Below are 20902 nucleotides of genomic sequence, written 5' to 3'. Positions count from 1 at the left end.
GAGCCATCCGAGCCACCGCGCTCACTGGCGCGGCATACGGTGCGACTCCCGCCCGTACTTCTCGCCCGTGCCCGCGTCCTGGGTGAACCGGAACCACTTCCCGCCCTGCCGCGACACCCGGATCGTGCAGGGCCGGAAGCCGTCCCCCGCCGGGCGGAAGGCGATGTCCGCGCCGTTGGACCACGTCCAGCGGCCGGTCCCGGACACCCGGCGCTCCGGGCTGAGGCCGCTGCCCGGGGCGTCGCACGCGGGCGCGAGGCTGATGTTGTACGCGGTGAAGTCGCCGTTCGGCGCGAAGAGCAGCTCCCCGCCCTCTGCGCTGCCCCACCGGCCGCGCAGATCGGAGCGGTCGAAGCGGAGGCCGAACCCGGAGCGGAGGTCGTCGGACAGCACGTAGCCGCCGACCCCGCCGCCCGCGAGCACCACGGCGGCCGCCACGGCCCATCCCACGATCCTGCCGCGTCTGCTTCGACCGCCCTGCGTGCCTTGGCTGTCCTGCGCGGCCTGCTCGTCCTGTCCGGCCTGCTCGTCCCGTCCGTCCTGCTCGCCCTGCCGTGCCACTTCGCCCCCGGTCCCGTGTGTCCGCGCCGTCCGTGCCGTAGCCGCCGTACGCGCCGTACTCGCCGTCCGTGCACTCCGTGCCGTCCGTACGCCCCCGCCCGTAGGACCGGATTCCGGGCGACCCCGTTGCTCCGACCTCGAAGAATCACGGAATCTGATCGCGATTCAGCACGGCGAGGCCAATACTCGATTCACGCCGAGTACTTGTTTCACGCCAGACGGCGACTGACAGGACACCGACAGGACACCGACAGGTAGGGAGTCTGACCATGACGACCGCGACCGCACCCGCGACCGCTCCGGCCCCCGCCCCCGCCCCGCCGACCACGACCACCATCCGTACGAACGGCGTCGGCACCAGCAGCGTTGGCACCAACGGCATCGGCAGCAACGGCATCGGCACTGACGGCATCGGCACGGCCGCCATCCGCAGGACCGGCGCCCCCAACCCCGGCGTGCGCGAGCTGCTCGCCCAGGGCCGCCGCTCGTTCTCCTTCGAACTCCGCCCGTCCCGAAGCGAGGCGGGGGAGCGCGCGCTGTGGGACACCGTCCGCCGGATCGAGTCCCTCGCCCCCTCCTTCGTCTCCGTCAGCTACGGCGCCGGCGGATCCTCCCGCGCCCGCACCGTCGAACTCACCGAGCGGATAGCCTCCGACACCACCCTCCGCCCGGTCGCCCACCTCACCGCGAGCGGCCACTCCCTCGCCGAACTGCGCCACGTCATCGGCCGGTACGCGGACGCCGGCATCCGCGACGTCCTGGCGCTCCGCGGCGATCCGAAGGGCGACCCCCGGGGCGAGTGGACCGCCCACCCCGAAGGCCTCACCTACGCCCACGAACTGGTCTCGCTCGTCCGGAGCCTCGGCGACTTCACGGTGGGCGTGGCGGCCTTCCCCGAACGACACCCCGGTTCCGCCTCCTGGACCGAGGACATCCGGCACTTCGCCGACAAGTGCCGGGCCGGCGCCGACTACGCCGTCACCCAGATGTTCTTCCACGTGGAGGACTACCTGAGGTTCCGCGACCGGCTCGCCTCCGTCGGCTGTCTGACCCCGGTCATCCCGGCGATCATGCCCGCCACCGACCACGCCCGGATCGCCCGCTTCGCCGAGCTGAGCAACGCCCGCTTCCCGCAGCACCTCGCCGCCCGCCTGGAGGCCGCCCGCAACCACCCCCAGGTCGGCCACCGCATCGGCGTCGAGTACGCCACCGCCATGGCCGAGCGCCTCCTCGCCGAAGGCGCCCCGGGCCTGCACTACCTCAGCCTCAACCGCTCCACGGCCGGCGCCACCCTGGAGATCCACCGCAACCTGGGCGTACGCAGCTGAGGCGGGGGGCGGAGTGACGTAGGGGGTGGAGTGAGACAGGGGGCGGAGTGAGGCAGGGGGTGGAGTGAGGCAGGTCCGGGGGTGAGACGCACGCGCATGCACCCGACCGCCGGGACCATGGCCCTGCCCCACCCCCCTCGGCGACGATGACCGCATGGACACTCTCACCGGCCTGCTGGAGGGCCCCAAGGCACGCGGCGCGTTCCTCCTGAAGTCCGTCCTCAACCCGCCGTGGTCCCTGCGGATCGAGGACCGCGCCCCGCTCTCGGTCGTGACGATGGTGCACGGTGAGGCATGGCTGGTCCCCGACGGCGGGGCGGACCCGGTGCGGATCGCGCCCGGCGACGTGGCCGTCGTACGAGGACCCGACCCCTACACGGTCGCGGACGCCCCGGACACGCCCGTCCAGATCACGGTCGGCCCGGACCAGCGCTGCAGCACCGGCACCGGCGAGGACGTCACCGACACCATGGCGCTCGGCGTCCGCACCTGGGGAGACGGGCTCCAGGACGTCGGCGCCTCGGTCATGCTGAGCGGCACGTACCAGGCCCCGAGCGAAATCGGCCGCCGCCTCCTGGGCGCTCTGCCGCCGATCCTGGTCACCCCGGCCCAGGACACCACGTACGACGTCCTGATCCGCCTCCTCACGGAGGAGATGAGCAAGGACGAGCCCGGCCAGGAGATCGTCCTGGACCGGCTCCTCGACCTCCTCCTCATCGGCGTCCTGCGCGCCTGGCTGGCCGCCCCCGACTCCGGCGCCCCGGCCTGGTACCGCGCCCAGGGCGACCCGGTGGTCGGCCCGGCCCTGCGCATGCTCCACGAGAACCCGGCCCACGCCTGGACCGTCGAGGAACTCGCCCTCAAGTCCGGTGTCTCGCGCGCCTCCCTGGCCCGCCGCTTCACCGCCCTGGTCGGCGAACCCCCGATGGCCTACCTCACCGGCTGGCGTCTCGCCCTCGCCGCCGACCTCCTCCGCGAACCCGACGCCACGGTCGCCACCGTGGCCCACCGCGTCGGCTACAGCAGCGCCTTCGCCCTCTCCACGGCCTTCAAACGAGTCCGCGGCATGAGCCCCCAGGAGTACCGCACCTCCCTCTGACCCCCTGGTTCCATGCACCTCTGATCAGAGAAGGGACCCGGTCCGGAATTTGGAATTCCGGACCGGGTGCCCGATCACCGCGCCTGCGCGGCGTCAGCCGATGGACTTGAAGGTGTTCCAGCCGTCGGCGTCCGCGTCACCCACGGGGCCGGCGAGAGTGGATTCCTTCCCGGCGTACAGGTACTGCTTGCCGTCGTTGCGGACGGCCCAGATGTCCGGGATGCCGTCGCCGGTGGCGTCGGGTGTGCCGAGGAGCATCGGGACGGCGGCACGGTTCCAACCCGTGGTGGCGTAGGTGTGGTCCTTGCCCTCCGCCGCCGAGGCGGCATAGGCCAGTGAGTTCAGCTCGACCCCGCCGTTCGGGCCGGGCTTGCCCTTGCGGAGGGCGAGGCCGCGGTCGGGCATCGAGTCGTCGCGGAAGACCAGGTCGGGGACCTTGTCTCCGGAGACGTCCCGTACGCCGACCAGGTCCCGCTCGGCCCAGCCGGTGGCCAACTGCCTGGCCTCGGCGAAGGTGGCGCCGCTGTAGCCGGTGAAGGCCCAGAAGGTGTCGCCGGCCAGGGCGAAGGCATCGGGAAGTCCGTCCCCGGTGACGTCCTCGACGGCCACGATCTGGGTGAGGGCGGCGGGGTCGGGGGCGCCGGGGGGCAGCAGTACCTCGATCCGGCGCCCGACGTCGAAGCGGCCGAGGCCGTCGCCGGGGTACACGTACAGGTTGCCGTCGGGCATCCGGACCAGCAGGTCCGTGAGGCCGTCGCCCGGGAACCAGTCGGTGGAGTGGGCGATGAGCGCCTTCTTGCCGTCCACCTCCTTCCAGTGGCCCTTCGGGGCCGGCTTGCCGTCGGCGATACCGCCGGGGAGGGAACCGTCGGTGCCGCCCTTGCTGTCGCCGGCGTACGTGCGCAGGTTGCCGGAACCGTCGACGGCGAGGAGGTCGGGCATGCCGTCACCCGTGACGTCGCCGGGTTTGTCCAGGCCGGGCCTGGGGCTCACGTAGAAGAGGTACTTGGCGTACTGCTTCGTGGTGTTGCCGGCCTTGTCCACGGTGCGCAGGTAGAGGACGTTGGGTCCTGCCGAGGCCGGGTTGACGTACGCGGCCGCGACGTCCCCGTCGTAGGGCCACGCCTTCTGGTCGAAGGTGGTGCTGTTGAGGCTCCACTCGTAGTGGTCGATCTCCTCCGCCTTGGCTCCGTTGCCGAGGAACCTGATCCATCCCTTCTCGCCGTACGGCTTCTTGCTCCACTCGTTGCCGTCAGGGCCGGGGGCGGGGAAGTCCTCGGACCAGAAGGCCGGGGTCGGTGGGGCCAGATGGTCGACGGTGAACGTGCAGAAGCCATCGCTGCCGGCTGGCCCGCCGACGGACCACGCCTCTGACATGTCGACGGACCAGGCGGTCCACATGTAGGTCGCGCCGTGCGTGAACCTGTCCTGCGGCACGGTCGTCCAGGCCTGGCCCGTGAGGGGATCGGGTTTGACGCCGGTGTCGACGACCACCGAACCGTTGTCCGCGCGCCAGACCTTGATCTGGACCTTGGCGAGGTCCTTGACCCCGTCCCCGTCGGCTCCGGTGGCGTTGAAGGTCACGTCGCGCTTGGGGACGGCCGTGATGGGTGCCGTGGTCTTGCAGCCGCCGCCCGGATCGGTCCACATGGAAGCCAGCGAGGGCTCGATGGGCGGCTTGTTGTACTCGACGTCGATGTACGGGGCGGTCTCGCCGTTGGCCAGGAACTTCTTCCAGTAGGACTCGTCGGATTCGTTTGCGGCGCGCAGGCCGAGGGACAGCGTTGACCAGCTGTACTTCGCGGCGTTGACCGCGGCAGGTTTCATGTCGATCCCCACCCAGGCGTCAGGGCAGGTACCGGATTTGTATCCGTGCGTGCTCTCGGATTTGTTCAGCCATTGTGACCAGAAATTGCCGTTGTCGGTGTTCCTCCATGTGCTCGAACTCGACACCCACCCGGTCTGGTAAAGGTGGTAGGCGCGGGCGGCGCATCCCCATGAGTAGGTCTGCAATGCCCTGAACGTGGCCTTGGTGATGGTCGCGCCGTGCGCTCTGGTGTCAAACTCGAAGTTGAATGCGGACCGGGATGTTCCGCCGCTGTCCGCTTCGTATCCGACGCGCGCTTCGTTCGTACCGCCTGCGTTGAAGTTCTGCCCGTTGTAGAAGCTGGAGTCCGGTGCCGATTTGTAGAGGAGCGACCAACTGCGTTTGCGGCCCTTGAACTGCGGGTCGATGAAGACGGGGTAGGTCGTTTCCGGGCCGGTCAGGAGACGGGCATCGGGAGTGACGGAGAGGGTGTTGTCCGCGGCGAGAGAGGCCGTGGCCACCGTGGCGCGTGCGCCCTCCGCCCCGTTGATCCCGGGCAGCGACAGCCCCGCGTGCTGCTTGGCCACGTCGCTGAGCTCGGGTTCCGGATCGCCCTCGGTCCGGGCGATCTTTCCGCTGGAGTCCCACATGTAGGGGGTGGGCGTGCCGGCGATCTCCTCACCGGCGCTGTTGCGCGCGCTGACGGAGTCGGAGGTGTCGTCCAGGTGGAAGGTCAGGTCGGGGGAGCTGAGGCGGTAGTCGAGCCGGGCGAGGATCGGGTCCGCCGCGGCTTCCCTGGTGTGCACGATCAGCAGGTGGGAGTAGCCGTCGTCCTGTGCGGTCATCAGCAGGTCGATGCCGGGCCGGACGCCTTCGTAGAGGGCGCGGGGTCCGTCGATGACGGGCTGGGGCAGTGGGCCGGGCCATTGGACGACGAGCTGGTGCCCCTCGGGCGAGAAGGTGACCAGGTCGGACCACTGTGGCTCTGTCTCGGTGACGGCCTGGACACCGCCTGCCACGAACGTCCGGGCGGTGGTGAGGCCGGTGCGTGCCGCGTCACGTGAGGCGCGCTGTGTCTCGATACCGGCCTTGGCGCCCTTCGCGCTGCTGCTGCCGCTGCCACTTCCGAACCGGACCGGAGTGTTGACGGCCTTTGGCGCGTACCCGCCCTTGACCGGCTGGAGCGAGGTGTCGACGGGCTTCCACTCATCCCCGACCTTGGCCCGGACGGCACTGCTGTGCATCCGGGTCCGGAACTGCCCGTCGGGCAGCGCCCAGGTGGTGTTGGTGGCGGTCCGCTCGGCCGTGACCTCGACTTCCTTGCCCGTCTGCTTCGCCTGCAGACGGGCGGCTGCCGAGCCCAGCGGCTTGCCGGCATCGTCGGACGGGGTCCGCCGGGGGCTGCCCTGCCCCGTGAGGTGTAGACCGAGCGGGACCGCGAGAGCGGCCGCGGCGAGGCATGCGGAAATGGCCGTAATTCGCCTGCGTCGCCGCCCGTGCTTTACTGGCTGATATCTTTCGTCCGGCTGACGGGATTCGGATTCCTCGTCCACCGGTGGCTGTAAATCGACCACGGTTTTCCTCTCCCCCCTCGGGCGTGCGAAAACTGCCACCCTCGGTACTGGCGGTCATTCGGCCTATGGCCGGGAAGGGAAGGTTTGCTCCCCACGCGCCTTCCCTGCGCCAAAGCGCGAGCCGAGCATGAACCATCACGAGTGTTTCGTCACCCCTGTGAAACGCGGCCACTCAGGATCGGGTGTCCCTTTTGTCGTGAATGATCAATCATGCCACTTCGGTGAGTGATTGACGCCACACCGGTTCTGAGGGTGTGGATTTCTCGGTCCGGTCGCCCGCACAATCGGCGGGCTATTTGTCAATTTCCCTGCCGTCCGTGTCCGTTGGCGCGTCCGGCAGTGGCGTGGGGGGGTCCACAATGTCGCCGTTCACGGCGAACAATTTCCGCATGCCCGGGACCGGAAGAGCCCGAGCGGTCCGTGCCCGGTTAGCCGGCCGCACTGCAGCCGGGCTGTCGGTCCTGCTCATGGCGACGCTACTGCCGGTCCAGGCATGGGCGGCGCCACCCGGCGGGCGCACCGGCTTCGACCTGCCGAAGCTGCAGGCCGACGAGCCGGCGGCACCGGATGAGGAGAGGGCGGCCGCGATGGCCGGCTGGGTGGGCGGGCCCACGCCCTCCCCGGTCGAGTTCGATCCGTCCAAGGTGAGCCCGCCCGCGGGCGACTCCGAGCCCGTCACCCTGAAGCCGACCGACACGCAACTGGTCCAGGCGGGCGCACTGCCGGTGAAGATCGGAAAGACGGCCACGCCGACCGCCCCGGACACGCCCGTTCCCTCGGGCACCTGGTCGGTCGCGGTCAAGTCCCGCGCGGACACCGAAGCGGCGGGCGTGGACGGCGCGATCATCAAGGTCACGCCGCCCGCCCAGGGCTCCGCCCCCGTCGACGTGGAACTGAACTACGGGCAGTTCAAGGACCTCTTCGGTACCGAATGGTCCACCCGGCTGGAGTTCAGGCAGTTCCCCGCCTGCTTCTTCGACACTCCGGACCTGCCGGAGTGCGCCACCGCCACCCCCATTCCGTCCGCCAACAACCCGGACACCAAGACGGTTCGCGCCACCATCGACCCTGCGGGTGCTGCGGGTGCTGCCGGTGGCGCCGGTGCCGCCGCACAGGGCACGGCCGCGACGGCGAGCGCCGGCCCGGTGGTGATGGTGGCGTCCGACAGCACCAAGGGCCCCGCCAACTCGTACAAGGCATCGCCCCTCTCACCCTCCGGGACATGGACGGCGGGCGGCAGCGGCGGAGGCTTCTCCTGGACCTATCCGCTGACGGTTCCGGCCCCGCCGGCCGGCCCCGCACCGAAGATCGCCTTCTCGTACTCCTCCCAGGCGGTGGACGGCAAGACCTCGGTCACCAACGGCCAGGCCTCCTGGGTCGGCGACGGCTGGGACTACGCGCCGGGCTTCATCGAGCGCCGCTACCGTTCCTGCTCGGAAGACCGCGAGCCCCTGGTCAAGGATGGCCCCGCGCCGAACAACGACAACGCCACGGACAAGAAGAAGGGCGACCTGTGCTGGGCGGGCGACAACCTGGTGATGTCGCTGGGCGGCAGTACCACCGAGCTCGTCCCCGACGCCGCCAACCCCGGCACGTGGGTCCCCTCAGCAGATGACGGCTCGCGCGTCGAGCGCGTCACCGTCACCGACCCGGACGCCCCCCGCAACGAGGCCAAGGACGGCGAGTACTGGGTCGTCACCACGCGCGACGGCACCCGCTACCACTTCGGCCGGCACAACGTCGGCGCCCACGGGGACGGCTCCACCAAGCCGACCGTCACCAACTCGGTGTTCTACACCCCGGTCTTCGGCAACCACCCCGGCGAACCCTGCAACACCTCCACCTACGCCGCGTCCTCCTGCCGGCAGGGCTGGCGCTGGAACCTCGACTACGTCGAGGACGTCCACGGCAACGCCATGGTCATCGACTGGGCCCGCGAAGAGAACCGCTACGCCAGGAACGAGAAGTTCCAGGAGACCGCCAAGGACAAGGTCGGCTACATCCGTGGCGGCCACCCCACCCGGATCCTCTACGGCCTGCGGGCCGCCGACCTGGACGGCACACCTGCCGCGAAGGTCGAGTTCGGGGTCACGGAGCGCTGCGAGCAAGAGGTCCGGGCCAAGTGCGACCCGGCGAAGTTCGACTCCAAGAACTATGAGGACAAGCAGGTCTGGTGGGACACCCCTGCCACGCTGAACTGCAGGTTCACCGACAAGAACTGCTACGTCGGCTCCCCGAGCTTCTGGTCGCGCAAGCGCCTGGTGAACGTCAAGACCTTCGCCCAGCGCACCGAGGGCTCCACGGCCCTGTCCCAGGTCGACCAGTGGGACCTCAAGCAGTTCTTCCCCACGCAGAGCACGGACACCCATCCCCCGCTGTGGCTGAGCGCGATCACCCGCTACGGCTACGGCACCCTCAAGGACGAGGACGGCGACGTACGCACCGACCTGCCCGAGGTCTCCTTCCTGCCCAACGACGAAAAGACCCCCATGCCCAACCGGGTCCAGACCGGCAGCAAGGACGAAACACCGGGCTTCGGCCGACAGCGCGTGCAGACCATCCGCACCGAGACCGGCGGTGAGATATACGTCGACTATTCATCGCCCTGCGCGTTCGGCAGCAGGCCCGACCCGGTCAAGAACGACACCCGCTGCTACCCGGTCCACTGGTCCCCGGACCCCACCCTCGAAAACCCTCCGCTGGAGTACTTCAACAAGTACGTCGTCGACAGCGTCACAGAGCGGGACCGGGTCTCCCGCCAGCCCGGCGTCGTCACCAGGTACGTCTACGAGGGCGGCACGGCCTGGGCGAAGGACACCGACGAGTTCACCAAGCCCAGGCTGCGCACGTACAACCAATGGCGCGGCTACGCCAGTGTGCTGGTCCAGAAGGGCGCGACCGCACGCACCGGCGAGGCCGACGCCACCGTCCAGTCCCAGACCCGCACCCGCTACTTCCGCGGCATGTCCGGCGACGCAGGCCGCGCGAAGTTCCAGGTCAAGGACTCGACCGGCACCGAACTCGCCGAGGACCTGCTCCAGTACCAGGGCATGCCCGCAGAAACGATCACCTACGACCGGGCCCCCGACCCGCAGAAGGTGAAGGAGCTCGGGCGCGCCGAGGCGGAGAAGGACATCAAGGTCCTCTCACGGGAGGTGAACTGGCCGGAGAGCCACAACACCGGGTCACGCCCGCGCAAGGACAACACCACCCTGGAGGCCTACCGCACCCGGACCGTGCGGACGGACGCCGTCGAGACGGTGACCGGCGGCACCCGGACGGTCCGCACCCGGTCCACCTACGACGACGAAGAATACGGACTGCTCAAGACCGTCCAGAAGGAAGCGGTCACCCCTTCCGGGACGTCGGACCAGACCTGCGCGGCCACCGGCTACGTCCACAACGAGCGCACGTACCTGATCGGCCTGCCCCACGAGGTCCGTACGACCGCGGGCACCTGCGCCCAGCGGAGCACCGGCACCCTGCTGTCCGCCGTCCGCACCTCCTACGACGCCCTCAACGCCTTCGGGAAGGTCCCGACCAAGGGCCTGGCCCGGCAGGTCGACACCAACGACGCCGCCGGAACGGGCTGGATCACCACGGCCCGCTCCGAGTACGACGCGCTGGGCCGCGTGACCAAGATCTACGACGCGGCGGGCAACGCCACCTCGACCTCGTTCTCCCCGGCGACCGGCTCCGCCTTCACCACCACCGTCACCAACCCCCTCGGCCACACCACCACCACGAAGACCGACCCGGGCCGCGGCAGCGCCCTGGAGACCACGGACGCCAACGGCCACAAGGTCACCATGCAGTACGACCACCTCGGCCGCACGACCAAGGTCTGGACCCCGTCCCGGAAGCCGGCGAGCGACAAGCCGGCGTACACCTTCGGCTACCGGATCGCCGCCCAGGAGCCGCCGGCCGTCACCACCCGCGTGCTGCGCGACAACGGCACGTACGAGGTCTCGACCGCGATCCACGACGGCCTGCTGCGCCCCGTCCAGACCCAGAAGGAAGCCCTGGGCGGCGGCCGGATCATCACCGACACCTACTACAACCAGCACGGCGCCGTCCGCCGGACCGACAACGAGTACCACGCCGAGGGCGAGCCCACCGAGCAGATCTTCTACCCGAGGTCCGACTTCTCGGTCGCCAACTCGACCCAGACGGCCTACGACGGCGCGGGCCGCCCGGTCCGCGCCACCACCTTCCACAAGGGCGACAAGAAGTACTCCGGCACGACCCAGTACGGGGGCGACTGGACGCTCGCCCGCACCGGAATGTCCGCCGACGGGGTGACGCCCCTGAGCGGCAGCCGTGCGGTGAAGAGCTGGACGGACGTCCTTGGCCGCACGTCGAAGATCCAGCACTTCACGTCCACCGACCTCGCTACCGCGAACGACACCACGTACACCTACGACCTGCGCGGCAAGCTCACGCAGGTCTCCGACGCGGCAGGCAACGACTGGACGTACACCTACGACGGCCGCGGCCGGAAGAAGACGTCCGACGACCCGGACATGGGACGGGCCGAGTTCGTCTACAACGACCTGGACCAGGTCACCTGGACCCGTGACGCGACCGGGCGCGCCCAGCACCACAAGTACGACGTACTGGGCCGCAAGGTCGCCCTGCGCGACGACGCCTGGGACGGCAAGCTCGTCGCCGCCTGGACCTTCGACACGCTGCCGGGGGCGAAGGGCCAACCGGTCGCCTCCATCGCCTACGACGACAACGGCAAGGCGTTCACCAGCGAGGTCACCGGCTACGACGCCGAGTACCGGCCCACGGGCAGCAAACTGACCATCCCGGACACCGCGGACACCAAGGGCCTGGCCGGCACCTACGCCTACGGCACGACGTACACGCCCACCGGCAAGGTCCAGTCCACCACCGTCCCTGCCACCCCGGGCGGTCTCGCGGCCGAACGCCTGGTCACCCGCTACAACGCCGAGGGCGCACCCACCACCTTCTCCGGCCTGTCCTGGTACACGGCCGACACCGTCTACAGCCCCTACGGCGAAGTGCTGCGCACGGCTTCCGGCCCGGCTCCGGAACGCGTCTGGACGACGAACTTCTACGACGTCAGCACGGGCCGCGTGACGGAGTCCCTGGCCGACCGCGAAACCGGTCCCCAGCACCGGATCGCGGAACTGAAGTACGCCTACGACACGGTCGGCAACATCACCTCCGTCGCCGACAAGCAACCCGCCGGCACCGACCGCCAGTGCTACCGCTACGACCCGCTGGGCCAGCTGGTGGAGGCGTGGACCTCGGACAACGACAAGTGCCGGGCGGCGGCGGAGACGGAACTCACCGATGTCACGCCGGGCCCGGACGGTGACGGCTACTGGCAGCAGTACGAGTTCGACAGGATCGGCAACCGCACCAAGCTGATCGACAAGGACCTAACGAACGGCGCCCTGGACGACAAGTACACCTACGAGTACGGCGTCACGGTCACCAACAACGGCACCCAGCCCACCACCAAGACCCAGCCGCACGCCCTCACCAAGGTGACGGCGGAGACCAGAGACCCGGGCTCGACCATCACCTCGGTGTCCACCTACGGCTACGACAGTGCGGGCAACACCACGCGCCGCACGATCAACGGCGACACCCAGACCCTGACCTGGGACCGCCGCAACAAGCTGACCTCTGCGGACAGCCCGGGCATCGGAGCCTTCCCGGTGCTCGGTCTGGCGGGCAAGTGCCTGGACGTCCAGTCCGCGGCCACGGTCGACGGCACTCCGATCCAGCTCTACAGCTGCAACGACACCAAGGCGCAGCAGTGGCGCCTGAGCAAGCAGACCCTCCAGGCCTTCGGCAAGTGCGCCACCTCCACGGGCGGCGCGGTCACCCTGGCCACGTGCAACGGCGGCACGAACCAGAAGTTCGTCTACCGGGCCACCGACAAGACCCTTCACCACCCCGCCACGAACAAATGCGTGGAGGTCCCCGGCGCCAACTCGACCAACGGCACCGACCTCACCCTGGCCCCCTGCTCGGCCGGCGCCGCGCACCAGCAGTGGAGCTTCACCGACACCACCACGTACCTCTACGACGCCGACGGCAACCGCCTGATAGAGAACACCGGCGCCACCCGCACCCTGTACCTCGCCGACGCCGAGATCACGGTCGACTCGGCCGGCAAGGCCCTCGACGCCCAGCGCTACTACGCGAGCCCGGGCGGTCCGACCACGGTCCGCCACACCTTCGGCAAGACCATCGGCCACAACCTCAACCAGCTCCTGTCGGACCACCACAACACGGCCACCACCTCGATCGACCAGGACCCGGGCCAGGCCGTCTCCCGCCGCAAGTCCGACCCGTACGGCAACCCCCGCGGCACCCAGCCCACCGGCTGGCCCGGCAATCGCACGTTCCTGGGCGTCGGCATCGACGACACCACCACGGGCCTGACGCACATCGGCGCCCGCGAATACGACCCCACCACGGGCCGCTTCATCTCGGTCGACCCGATCATCGACAACACCGACCCGCTCCAGATGAACGGCTACACCTACGCCAACGGCAACCCGCTCACGAACTGGGACCCGACGGGCCTGCAACTAGCCGACATGGGCGGCTCCACCAGACCCGCCAGGGGCTTCGTGGACGAGATCACGGTGGACGATTCCGTATCCGATTCGGGCGGCGCCAGCGCCGGCAGCTCGAGCAAGAAGGGCAAGGGCTGCGGCTGGAACGCGTGGTGCCACGCCAAGAAGAAGGGCAAGGCCACCGGCCACTGGATCAACAAACACAAGGTCACGATCGTTTCGATCACCACTGAAGTCGTCGTCGGCGCCGGTTGCGTTGCCGGTGCCGGCGCTGCGGGCTTGGCAACGGGCGGCGCGGGGTTCGGCCTCGTGGTGGGCTGTGGCGCGGTCGCGGGTGCTGCCGGCGCGGCGGTCACCAACGCGATGACACCAGGTGCGGACCACAGTGTCATGGGCCTGCTCAAGGACGTGGGCATCGGGGCCGGAGTCGGCGCTGCAGGCGCGGCGCTGGGCTTCGGAGCCGGAAAGGTGATCGCCAAGACTGCCGCGAAGTTCCGCGGCGGGGGTGCAGCAGCCAGAGGCGGAAGTTGCACCGGAAACAGCTTCACTGTCGGAACGTCCGTCGCCCTGGCGAACGGCACCACCAAGGCCATCGAGGACATCAAGCCTGGTGACCTGGTCCTCGCCACTGACCCGGAGACGGGGCGGACAGTGCCCAAGGAGGTAACGGCGACCATCGCCGGCGAGGGCGTGAAGAAGCTCGTCGACATCATGGTCACGTCGGACAGTTCTGCCGGCGACGTCATCACCGCCACCGACGGCCACCCGTTCTGGATCCCCGAGCTGAACAAGTGGCTCGAAGCCAAGGACCTGCAGCCCGGCCAGTGGCTCCAGACCAGCTCAGGCACCTACGTCCAGATCTCCGCAATCCAACGCCGGACTTCCCTCCAGGAAACAGTCCACAACCTCACCGTCACCGACCTCCACACGTACTATGTGCTGGCTGGGGCCACGCCAGTCCTTGTCCACAACTGCACGGCGAGCACTCCGCAGGATGGTTCCGGGCTCTCGGACGAGGACCTTCTGACAGCGGCGCAAGGCGAAAGGGATCGCTTTGCCAGGGAAATCGGAGCAATGCCTACCAATAAGCGACCTGCGGTAGTCACGGCTGGGTACAACACGGAGACAAGGCAGTTTGCCGCCGCTGCCAACGCCTTTAATGGGGCATGTGCCGAGGCGTGCGTCGTGAGCGCGCTCGGGGGCGATCCGGGCAAGATAGTGTTCACTTCTGCGGTGCGCCCAAGGAAGGCTCCGACGGAACTCAAGCAGGTGAAAATCTGCTCCTCGTGTGAATCTAGGTACGGGCGTGGCGCATTCCCGGCAGCCGGGACGGTATTCAGTACTGATGTCCTTAGGCTCTTTGACTAAGCGGAGGGCTGGCATGAAGGTCGAGATCGACAGGCATGATTGGAGTTCGCTGCGGAGCCTTTGGGCTGAAGATTCACTGATCTTGCGCGGCGCGCTCATCGACCTGTGTGAAGCAGTATCCGACGATGACGTGGATCTGGCAGTTCAGCGGATCGAAGACGAGAGCGTGTCGCCGGGAACCCTGTCGGAGTCCTCCGCCGCAGCAGCTCGATGTCTTGTCCACGGGGTTTACAGCTTCAAAGGTCACACCCTGGTCAGAGCTCTGGAAGCGCTGGCTGTCATTGCCTCGGAAGGACATAAGCAACTTCAACCACAGGCGGGAGAGATCGCCCAGGAATGCTTGACGGGCATCCTCCTCGGATTTCCTGCTTATTGCGAGATCTTGGAGATGTCCAAGAATATCGACTGTAGGAGTTCGGCAATCGATCTCCTCCTGATTTGTGGATTGAATGATCCCGATGCGAGACCGGCGGCCAAGTTTGCACTCGAATCGGCAAGGAATTCCGACGACTTGGTCGAACTGAGTGACCTGATCTCCACTTCGCTCGCGGAGCTGGATCAGGTGTAGCTCAAAGGGTCAGGTTTGAGGCCCCGTCCGCTCCGGACAGGGCCTCAACTCGTTGGGGTAGCCAAGCCCCGCCAGGTACCGCCTTGTGGGGTCTCTTCGTGGGGTGACGGCAGTAGTTGACGGCAACGTCAACGGCCGAGAGCAGGCTGGCGGTTCCTCGCCGTCGAACCTGGCCGCCTCGGGACCTGTCGGGCCGCCGAGGGCCGTGTTGAGAGTGCCACGCGTCGCGCTGGAACCGGAGTCGGACGGTGAGCTGTTCAGAGTTTCTTTACTTGATCAAGGCGGCCCGCTGACGCGGGCCGCGCGCTCCGGCCCTGCGGGGCCGCCGCCCGCTCTTATCCCCGCCCCGCTTGCCGGCGGCCCCGCCGGTCCGGGCGCGCAACTGCCAGCAGCGGGGAGTTGTTCTGGGGCTCTGCCCCAGGCCCCGACGCCCCCCCCGGGGCCGCCAAGTCCGAGCGCAGCGCCACGGTGTGAGCCACCCGGCACGCCGACCCATCGGGCCACGCCACACCTCCCTCACTGCCGGGGTGGATCGACCGGCGCGGCACGCCGCTGGTGTTCCGCAGCCGGGGCAGAGCCGTCTACGACGTTCGCTGGTGCTGTTCGGCGTGCGAGCGTCCCGGGGTCGGTGAACCACCGGAAGGCGGTGTCTGCCGGGACTGCCGCGAGGAGTGGTGCCGGGAGCTGTCCCGGGCGCGGTCCCGGTGGGTCGGCCCCCGGGGATTCCCGGGGGCGGTCCGTGTCGCGCTGCTGCGGTAGATGCTCCGTGCGGTGCTCTGGAAGCCTGTTTTTCCCCAAGTTTTTGCCGACGAGGGCTGCTGGGACGGGCCGGGAGATGTCAGCATCCCCAGGCGGCAGGAACTCAGGGGGGCTGAGTGGCCCCAGAGGATCTGGACTGGGATGGGGGAGTTGTGGTGTCTGAGTTTGGTGTGGCGTCCAGGGGTGCCGATGCGGCGTTCGGGAGTGGTGGGGGCGGGAAGGTCGTCGGGTGGTTGGTCGGGGTGTCGACCGTGTTCGTGGGGTTGATGGCCGGGTTGTTCTTCGCCTACGACATCTCGGTGATGCCGGGGCTGGCGAAGACCGACGACCGGACGTACGTGGCTGCCATGCAGGAGTTCAACGCGGCCATCGACGGGAACGGGCTGTTCGTGCTCGTGTTCCTGCTTGCGCTGGTGCTGCCGGTGGTGGCTGCTGTTCTTGAGTTCCGGAAGGGCAGGCGGGCGACCGCGGTGTGGGTCGGTGTGGCTGCCCTGGCCTATCTGGTGGCGCTGGTCATCACGTTCGCCGTGAACATTCCGCTCAACAACGAGCTGGCCGACCTCGGGAACGCGGCGAAGGTGACCGACTTCTCCGTCGTGGAGCGGTTCAAGTCCACCTGGGTGACGACGAACATCCTCCGGACCGTGCTGTGCACCGCCGCCCTGGGGTGCCTTGTCCGGGCCTGCATGCTCCTCGGGCGGCGGTGACAGCGACCGGTTCGTTTGGGTGAGGGTTGCTGCCGGGGTCAGCAGGATTCCAGCAGCGCCCACGCCAGGAAGCCCAGGGACGCCGTGCAGAGGACCGCGCGCCAGGCGTTGGCGCGGACCCAGGGGCGTTCGAAGGACTGGCGGACGGTCGTGGCGGTGGCGTCGGACATGCGGTCCGGCGCCCCTGCCGCTTCCAGGGCGTTGTTCAGCGGGATGTTCACCCGGGCGGTGAGGATCATGGCGGCGGCGTACGTGACGAACGCGCCGATCAGCGGGACGAGAGCGGGCCGGCCGTCGGAGGGGACCGACAGGCCCAGGGCGATGCCCGTGAAGACGAGCGCGCCCAGGTAGCCGAGCAGGAACCAGCCGTTGAGGATGGCCACGTTGATGCGCTGCATGGTTTCGATCACCGTGCGGTCGGCGGCGCGCGCCAGACCGGGCATGACGGAGACCGAGAAGCCGTAGAACAGGCCGCTCATCCAGCCGGTGGTGATCGTCGCGGCGATGAGCAGTGCGAGTCTTGCCGTTTCCATCCGAGTCCCCCTGATGAGTCTGATGACCGCGGGCTGATGGACCGCGGGCTGCCCGCTGCCGGTCGCCGGCCGTGGGCCGCTGGCCGTGGGCCTCCGACCGTCGATTGTCGGCCAGGAGGTGAGGCGGTGCCGAGAGCGCGGCGATCTTATTCGAACGCCCCCTTTGTCACAGCCGTAACGGCACAATCGTGCAGTGAGCGTGACCGGACGGAGGCGGGGCGGCGCCGGATCTTCCCTGTTCCGTCACCGGCAATCCACCGGGGTTTGGCAGGATGCTGCCAATGCGTGGCAGTGAAATGCCATCGGACAGCGGTCCGTTGGGTTCCCCTGGCGCGATAACCTCCGCGTCGAACGTTTGTGATGAACGCGCGCGACGTGTACGTGCGTGTGCTGTGTATGTGCCTACGCGCACGCGCAAGCGTGTGCGTACGTACATACCTGCGTACTTGCGCACGTGTGTGCGGACGTTGCGTACGTGTGCGCGTGAGTCGCGCGTGTGTACGTGTGTACGTGTGTGGGACGTACCGGATCAACACCTCTGGGAAGGACCGCCTTGAAGGACACGAAGGACCCGCAGGCCCGGCTCGACGCGCTGCGCGCCGACACCGAGCGCCGCAACCCCGCCCAGCCCGAGTTCCACCAGGCCGTACGGGAAGTCCTCGACAGCCTCGCTCCCGTCTTCGCCGTGCGCCCCGAGCTCGCCGACCCCTCCCTCGGCCTCCTCGAGCGCATCGTCGAGCCCGAGCGGCAGATCCTGTTCCGCGTGCCCTGGCAGGACGACCACGGCCGGATCCACGTCAACCGCGGCTACCGCGTGGAGTTCAACAGCGCGCTCGGCCCGTACAAGGGCGGCCTGCGCTTCCACCCGTCCGTGGACATCGGCGTGGTGAAGTTCCTCGGCTTCGAGCAGATCTTCAAGAACGCCCTCACCGGCCTCGGCATCGGCGGCGGCAAGGGCGGCAGCGACTTCGACCCGCACGGCAAGTCGGACGCCGAGGTCATGCGCTTCTGCCAGTCCTTCATGACCGAGCTGTACCGGCACATCGGCGAGCACACCGACGTCCCCGCCGGCGACATCGGCGTCGGCGGCCGTGAGATCGGCTACCTCTTCGGCCAGTACCGCCGCATCACCAACCGCTGGGAGGCCGGCGTCCTCACCGGCAAGGGCCAGGGCTGGGGCGGTTCCGCGATCCGTCCCGAGGCCACCGGCTACGGCAGCGTGCTGTTCGCCGCCGAGATGCTCGCCGTGCGCGGCCTGGGCCTGAGCGGTCAGACGGCCGTCGTGTCCGGCTCCGGCAACGTCGCGATCTACACGATCGAGAAGCTGCAGCAGCTCGGTGCCAACCCGGTCACCGCCTCCGACTCGCAGGGCTACGTGGTCGACGAGAAGGGCATCGACCTCGCGCTGCTCCGCCAGATCAAGGAGGTCGAGCGCGGCCGGGTGTCCGAGTACGCCGCCCGCCGCGGCCCGTCCGCCAAGTACGTCGCGGGCGGCAGCGTGTGGGACGTCGCCGCGGACGTCGCTTTCCCCTCCGCCACGCAGAACGAACTCGGCGAGGAGGCCGCCCGTACGCTCATCCGCAACGGGGTCAAGGCGGTGTCGGAGGGCGCCAACATGCCCACCACCCCCGAGGCGGTCCGGCTGTTCCAGGAGGCCGGCGTCGCGTTCGGCCCGGGCAAGGCCGCGAACGCGGGCGGCGTCGCCGTCAGCGCGCTGGAGATGGCGCAGAACGCGTCCCGTTCGGCCTGGACCCCGGCGCGGGTCGAGGAGGAGCTGGCCGAGATCATGCGCTCGATCCACGCGGTGTCGTACGAGACGGCGGAGCGGTACGGGGCGCCCGGTGACTACGTCACCGGAGCCAACATCGCCGGCTTCGAGCGGGTCGCCGACGCGATGCTGGTGCAGGGGCTGATCTGACCCCGCCTGTGTTGTGGGTTGATTGCTGACTGGTGACCGCTGAGTGGTGAGTGATGATTGCCGACCGCTCAGTGGTGACCGCTGACTGCTGACCGCCGCGGGCCGATGGCTTACGCCTTACGGCCGGCGGCGGTCAGAGGTCGTGATGGTGGCCGCGAGCGCGATGGCCGCGGCCGCCGTCACACCGGCGGCCATGAAGGCCCGGTCCGACCGCCAGGACAGGACCGACCAGCGGGACTGGGCCGACAGTACGGAACCCAGGCTCAGCCAGGAGCCGGCCGAGAGGGCGGACAGCGCCGACCCCATCGAACCGAACGACAGGGTGCTGCCGACCGAACCCACGGACAGCACCGACCCGACGGACCCGATCGACAGCACGGAACCCACCGAGCCGATCGACAGGACGGAGTCCCGGGACCAGAGGGACAGGTACGAACGTGAACCTGTCGCACCTGTCATACCTGTCGCACCTGTCATACCTGTCGCCGTCGTGCCTGGCGACCACGTGCCGGTGTCCTTCTTCCACATGGGGTGATCGTAAGCCGCTGCTCCCCGTGTCGGGAGTGTCGGCGGCGGGGCGGTGCATGCAACGAGTCGGTCCGTGCGGCGGCGTAGGCTGATCGTGTCCGGTCATGTCCAGGCAGTGATCACAGGGGAGTTGCCGTGCTCGGGGACCTGCTCACCGCGCTCGATGGGACCTTCGGCGACCGACCCGACGCCCTGCGCGTGGCGGGCCGGCCCGCTTCGTACGAGGACCTGCTCGGCGCCGCGGGTGCCGTGGCCGCCGACATCGCGGGCGCGCCGGCCGTTGCCGTGAACGCGACCGCCTCCCTGGAGACCGTCGCCGCGGTGGTCGGGGGACTGCTCGCCGGGGTGCCCGTCGTACCGGTGCCGCCGGATGCCGGTACCGCCGAACGCGACCACATCCTGCGGGACTCGGGTGCGGTCGAGATCGCCGTGGACTGGTCGCGGCGGTCGGCTGCCCCCGTCCGCCTCGCCGGGGCGTCCGTGCCCTCGTCCCCGGAGCCCGGCGCTGCGCCGGCGCTGATCCTCTATACCTCCGGCACCACCGGCCCGCCCAAGGGCGTGGTGCTCACCGCCGCCGCCATCGCCGCCGACCTCGACGCCCTCGCCACCGCCTGGCAGTGGACCGCCGAGGACACCCTCGTGCACGGACTGCCGCTGTTCCACGTGCACGGGCTCGTGCTCGGTGTGCTCGGCGCGCTCCGCACCGGCAGCCGCCTCGTCCACACCGGGCGTCCGACCCCCGAGGCGTACGCCGCTGCCGGCGGAAGCCTCTACTTCGGGGTGCCGACCGTCTGGTCGCGGATCGCCGCGGACCCGGGCGAGGCAGCCGCACTCAGGTCCGCCCGGCTGCTCGTCTCCGGCAGCGCCGCGCTGCCCGCGCCCGTCTCCCGGGCCCTCGAAGGGCTCACCGGACACCGGCCGGTGGAGCGGTACGGCATGACGGAGACGCTGATCACGGTCAGCGGCCGGGCGGGCACCGTGCCCCGCCCCGGCACCGTGGGCACGCCGCTGCCGGGGATCCGTACGCGCATCGTCGTCGAGGCGGGGGCGGGGGCGGGGGCGGGATTGGGATCCGGGGCCGGAGCAGGCGGCGGGGACGGGGCCGAGATCGGCGAGCTCCAGCTGACCGGGCCGACCCTGTTCGCCGGCTATCTGAACAACCCGGAGGCCACGGCGGCCGCGTACACCGCCGACGGCTGGTTCCGTACGGGGGACATCGCGGCCATCGACCCCGAGGACGGGGTCCACCGGATCGTCGGCCGTGCGTCCGTCGACCTCATCAAGTCCGGCGGCTACCGGATCGGAGCGGGCGAGGTCGAGAACGCCCTGCTGGACCACCCGCGGGTGCGGGAGGCCGCGGTGGTCGGCGTGCCCGATGCCGACCTCGGGCAGCGGATCGTGGCGTTCGTCGTGGCGGAGGGCGTCACCGGGAACGAGCTCACCGACTTCGTCGCCGACCGGCTGGCCGTGCACAAGCGGCCGCGCGAGGTCCGCTTCCTGGCCGAGCTGCCCCGCAACGCCATGGGGAAGCCGCAGAAGAAGCTGCTGCTCGGGGGAGGGTGAGCCGGCGGGCCCGTGGCCGTAGCCGT

General features: G+C 69.4%; 11 protein-coding genes. 7 read left to right on the top strand and 4 right to left on the bottom strand.

The window, feature by feature from the left end; translation table 11 throughout:
• Nucleotides 1-21 precede the first annotated feature (21 nt).
• Complete coding sequence (locus AB0O36_RS28630; RefSeq protein WP_365115182.1) at nucleotides 22-561, bottom strand: hypothetical protein; 540 nt, start codon at nucleotides 559-561, stop codon at nucleotides 22-24.
• A 269-nt stretch (nucleotides 562-830) separates the two neighbouring features.
• Here AB0O36_RS28630 and metF point away from each other — a divergent pair, with 269 nt between their 5' ends.
• Nucleotides 831-1889: a methylenetetrahydrofolate reductase [NAD(P)H] gene (gene metF / locus AB0O36_RS28625; protein WP_365115181.1), complete on the top strand. Its 1059-nt coding sequence runs from the start codon at nucleotides 831-833 to the stop codon at nucleotides 1887-1889.
• 154 nt (nucleotides 1890-2043) lie between these two features.
• Nucleotides 2044-2988, top strand: coding sequence for an AraC family transcriptional regulator (locus AB0O36_RS28620; protein WP_365115179.1), 945 nt, complete (start codon nucleotides 2044-2046; stop codon nucleotides 2986-2988).
• 93 nt (nucleotides 2989-3081) lie between these two features.
• Here AB0O36_RS28620 and AB0O36_RS28615 read toward each other — a convergent pair whose 3' ends face one another.
• On the bottom strand, nucleotides 3082-6348 hold the full coding sequence (locus AB0O36_RS28615; RefSeq protein ID WP_365115178.1) for a DNRLRE domain-containing protein: 3267 nt from the start codon (nucleotides 6346-6348) through the stop codon (nucleotides 3082-3084).
• 488 nt (nucleotides 6349-6836) lie between these two features.
• Between AB0O36_RS28615 and AB0O36_RS28610 the strand changes: the two genes are divergently transcribed.
• From AB0O36_RS28610 to AB0O36_RS28600, 3 genes are all read left to right on the top strand, one after another.
• Nucleotides 6837-14300: a ricin-type beta-trefoil lectin domain protein gene (locus AB0O36_RS28610; RefSeq protein WP_365115176.1), complete on the top strand. Its 7464-nt coding sequence runs from the start codon at nucleotides 6837-6839 to the stop codon at nucleotides 14298-14300.
• 13 nt (nucleotides 14301-14313) lie between these two features.
• The gene (locus AB0O36_RS28605) at nucleotides 14314-14868 is read left to right on the top strand and encodes a hypothetical protein (protein ID WP_365115175.1); all 555 of its coding nucleotides are present in this window, start codon (nucleotides 14314-14316) and stop codon (nucleotides 14866-14868) included.
• 1010 nt (nucleotides 14869-15878) lie between these two features.
• Nucleotides 15879-16334, top strand: coding sequence for a DUF1772 domain-containing protein (locus tag AB0O36_RS28600; RefSeq protein ID WP_365115174.1), 456 nt, complete (start codon nucleotides 15879-15881; stop codon nucleotides 16332-16334).
• A gap of 38 nt (nucleotides 16335-16372) precedes the next feature.
• Here AB0O36_RS28600 and AB0O36_RS28595 read toward each other — a convergent pair whose 3' ends face one another.
• Complete coding sequence (locus AB0O36_RS28595; RefSeq protein ID WP_365115173.1) at nucleotides 16373-16867, bottom strand: anthrone oxygenase family protein; 495 nt, start codon at nucleotides 16865-16867, stop codon at nucleotides 16373-16375.
• Between the two features lie 553 nt (nucleotides 16868-17420).
• Here AB0O36_RS28595 and gdhA point away from each other — a divergent pair.
• A complete protein-coding gene (gdhA, locus tag AB0O36_RS28590; protein ID WP_365115172.1) occupies nucleotides 17421-18785 on the top strand; it encodes an NADP-specific glutamate dehydrogenase in 1365 nt (454 codons plus the stop codon).
• Between the two features lie 117 nt (nucleotides 18786-18902).
• Here the strand turns inward: gdhA and AB0O36_RS28585 are convergent, their stop codons facing one another.
• Nucleotides 18903-19244: a hypothetical protein gene (locus AB0O36_RS28585; RefSeq protein WP_365115170.1), complete on the bottom strand. Its 342-nt coding sequence runs from the start codon at nucleotides 19242-19244 to the stop codon at nucleotides 18903-18905.
• 204 nt (nucleotides 19245-19448) lie between these two features.
• Here AB0O36_RS28585 and AB0O36_RS28580 point away from each other — a divergent pair, with 204 nt between their 5' ends.
• A complete protein-coding gene (locus tag AB0O36_RS28580; RefSeq protein ID WP_365115169.1) occupies nucleotides 19449-20876 on the top strand; it encodes an AMP-binding protein in 1428 nt (475 codons plus the stop codon).
• Nucleotides 20877-20902: the final 26 nt, after the last annotated feature.

The sequence above is a fragment of the Streptomyces sp. NPDC089799 genome (genome assembly GCF_040684755.1).
GTDB lineage: Bacteria > Actinomycetota > Actinomycetes > Streptomycetales > Streptomycetaceae > Streptomyces.
The sequence above is the reverse complement of the archived record's forward strand: the minus strand, read 5'-3'. Positions and strand labels throughout refer to the sequence as shown.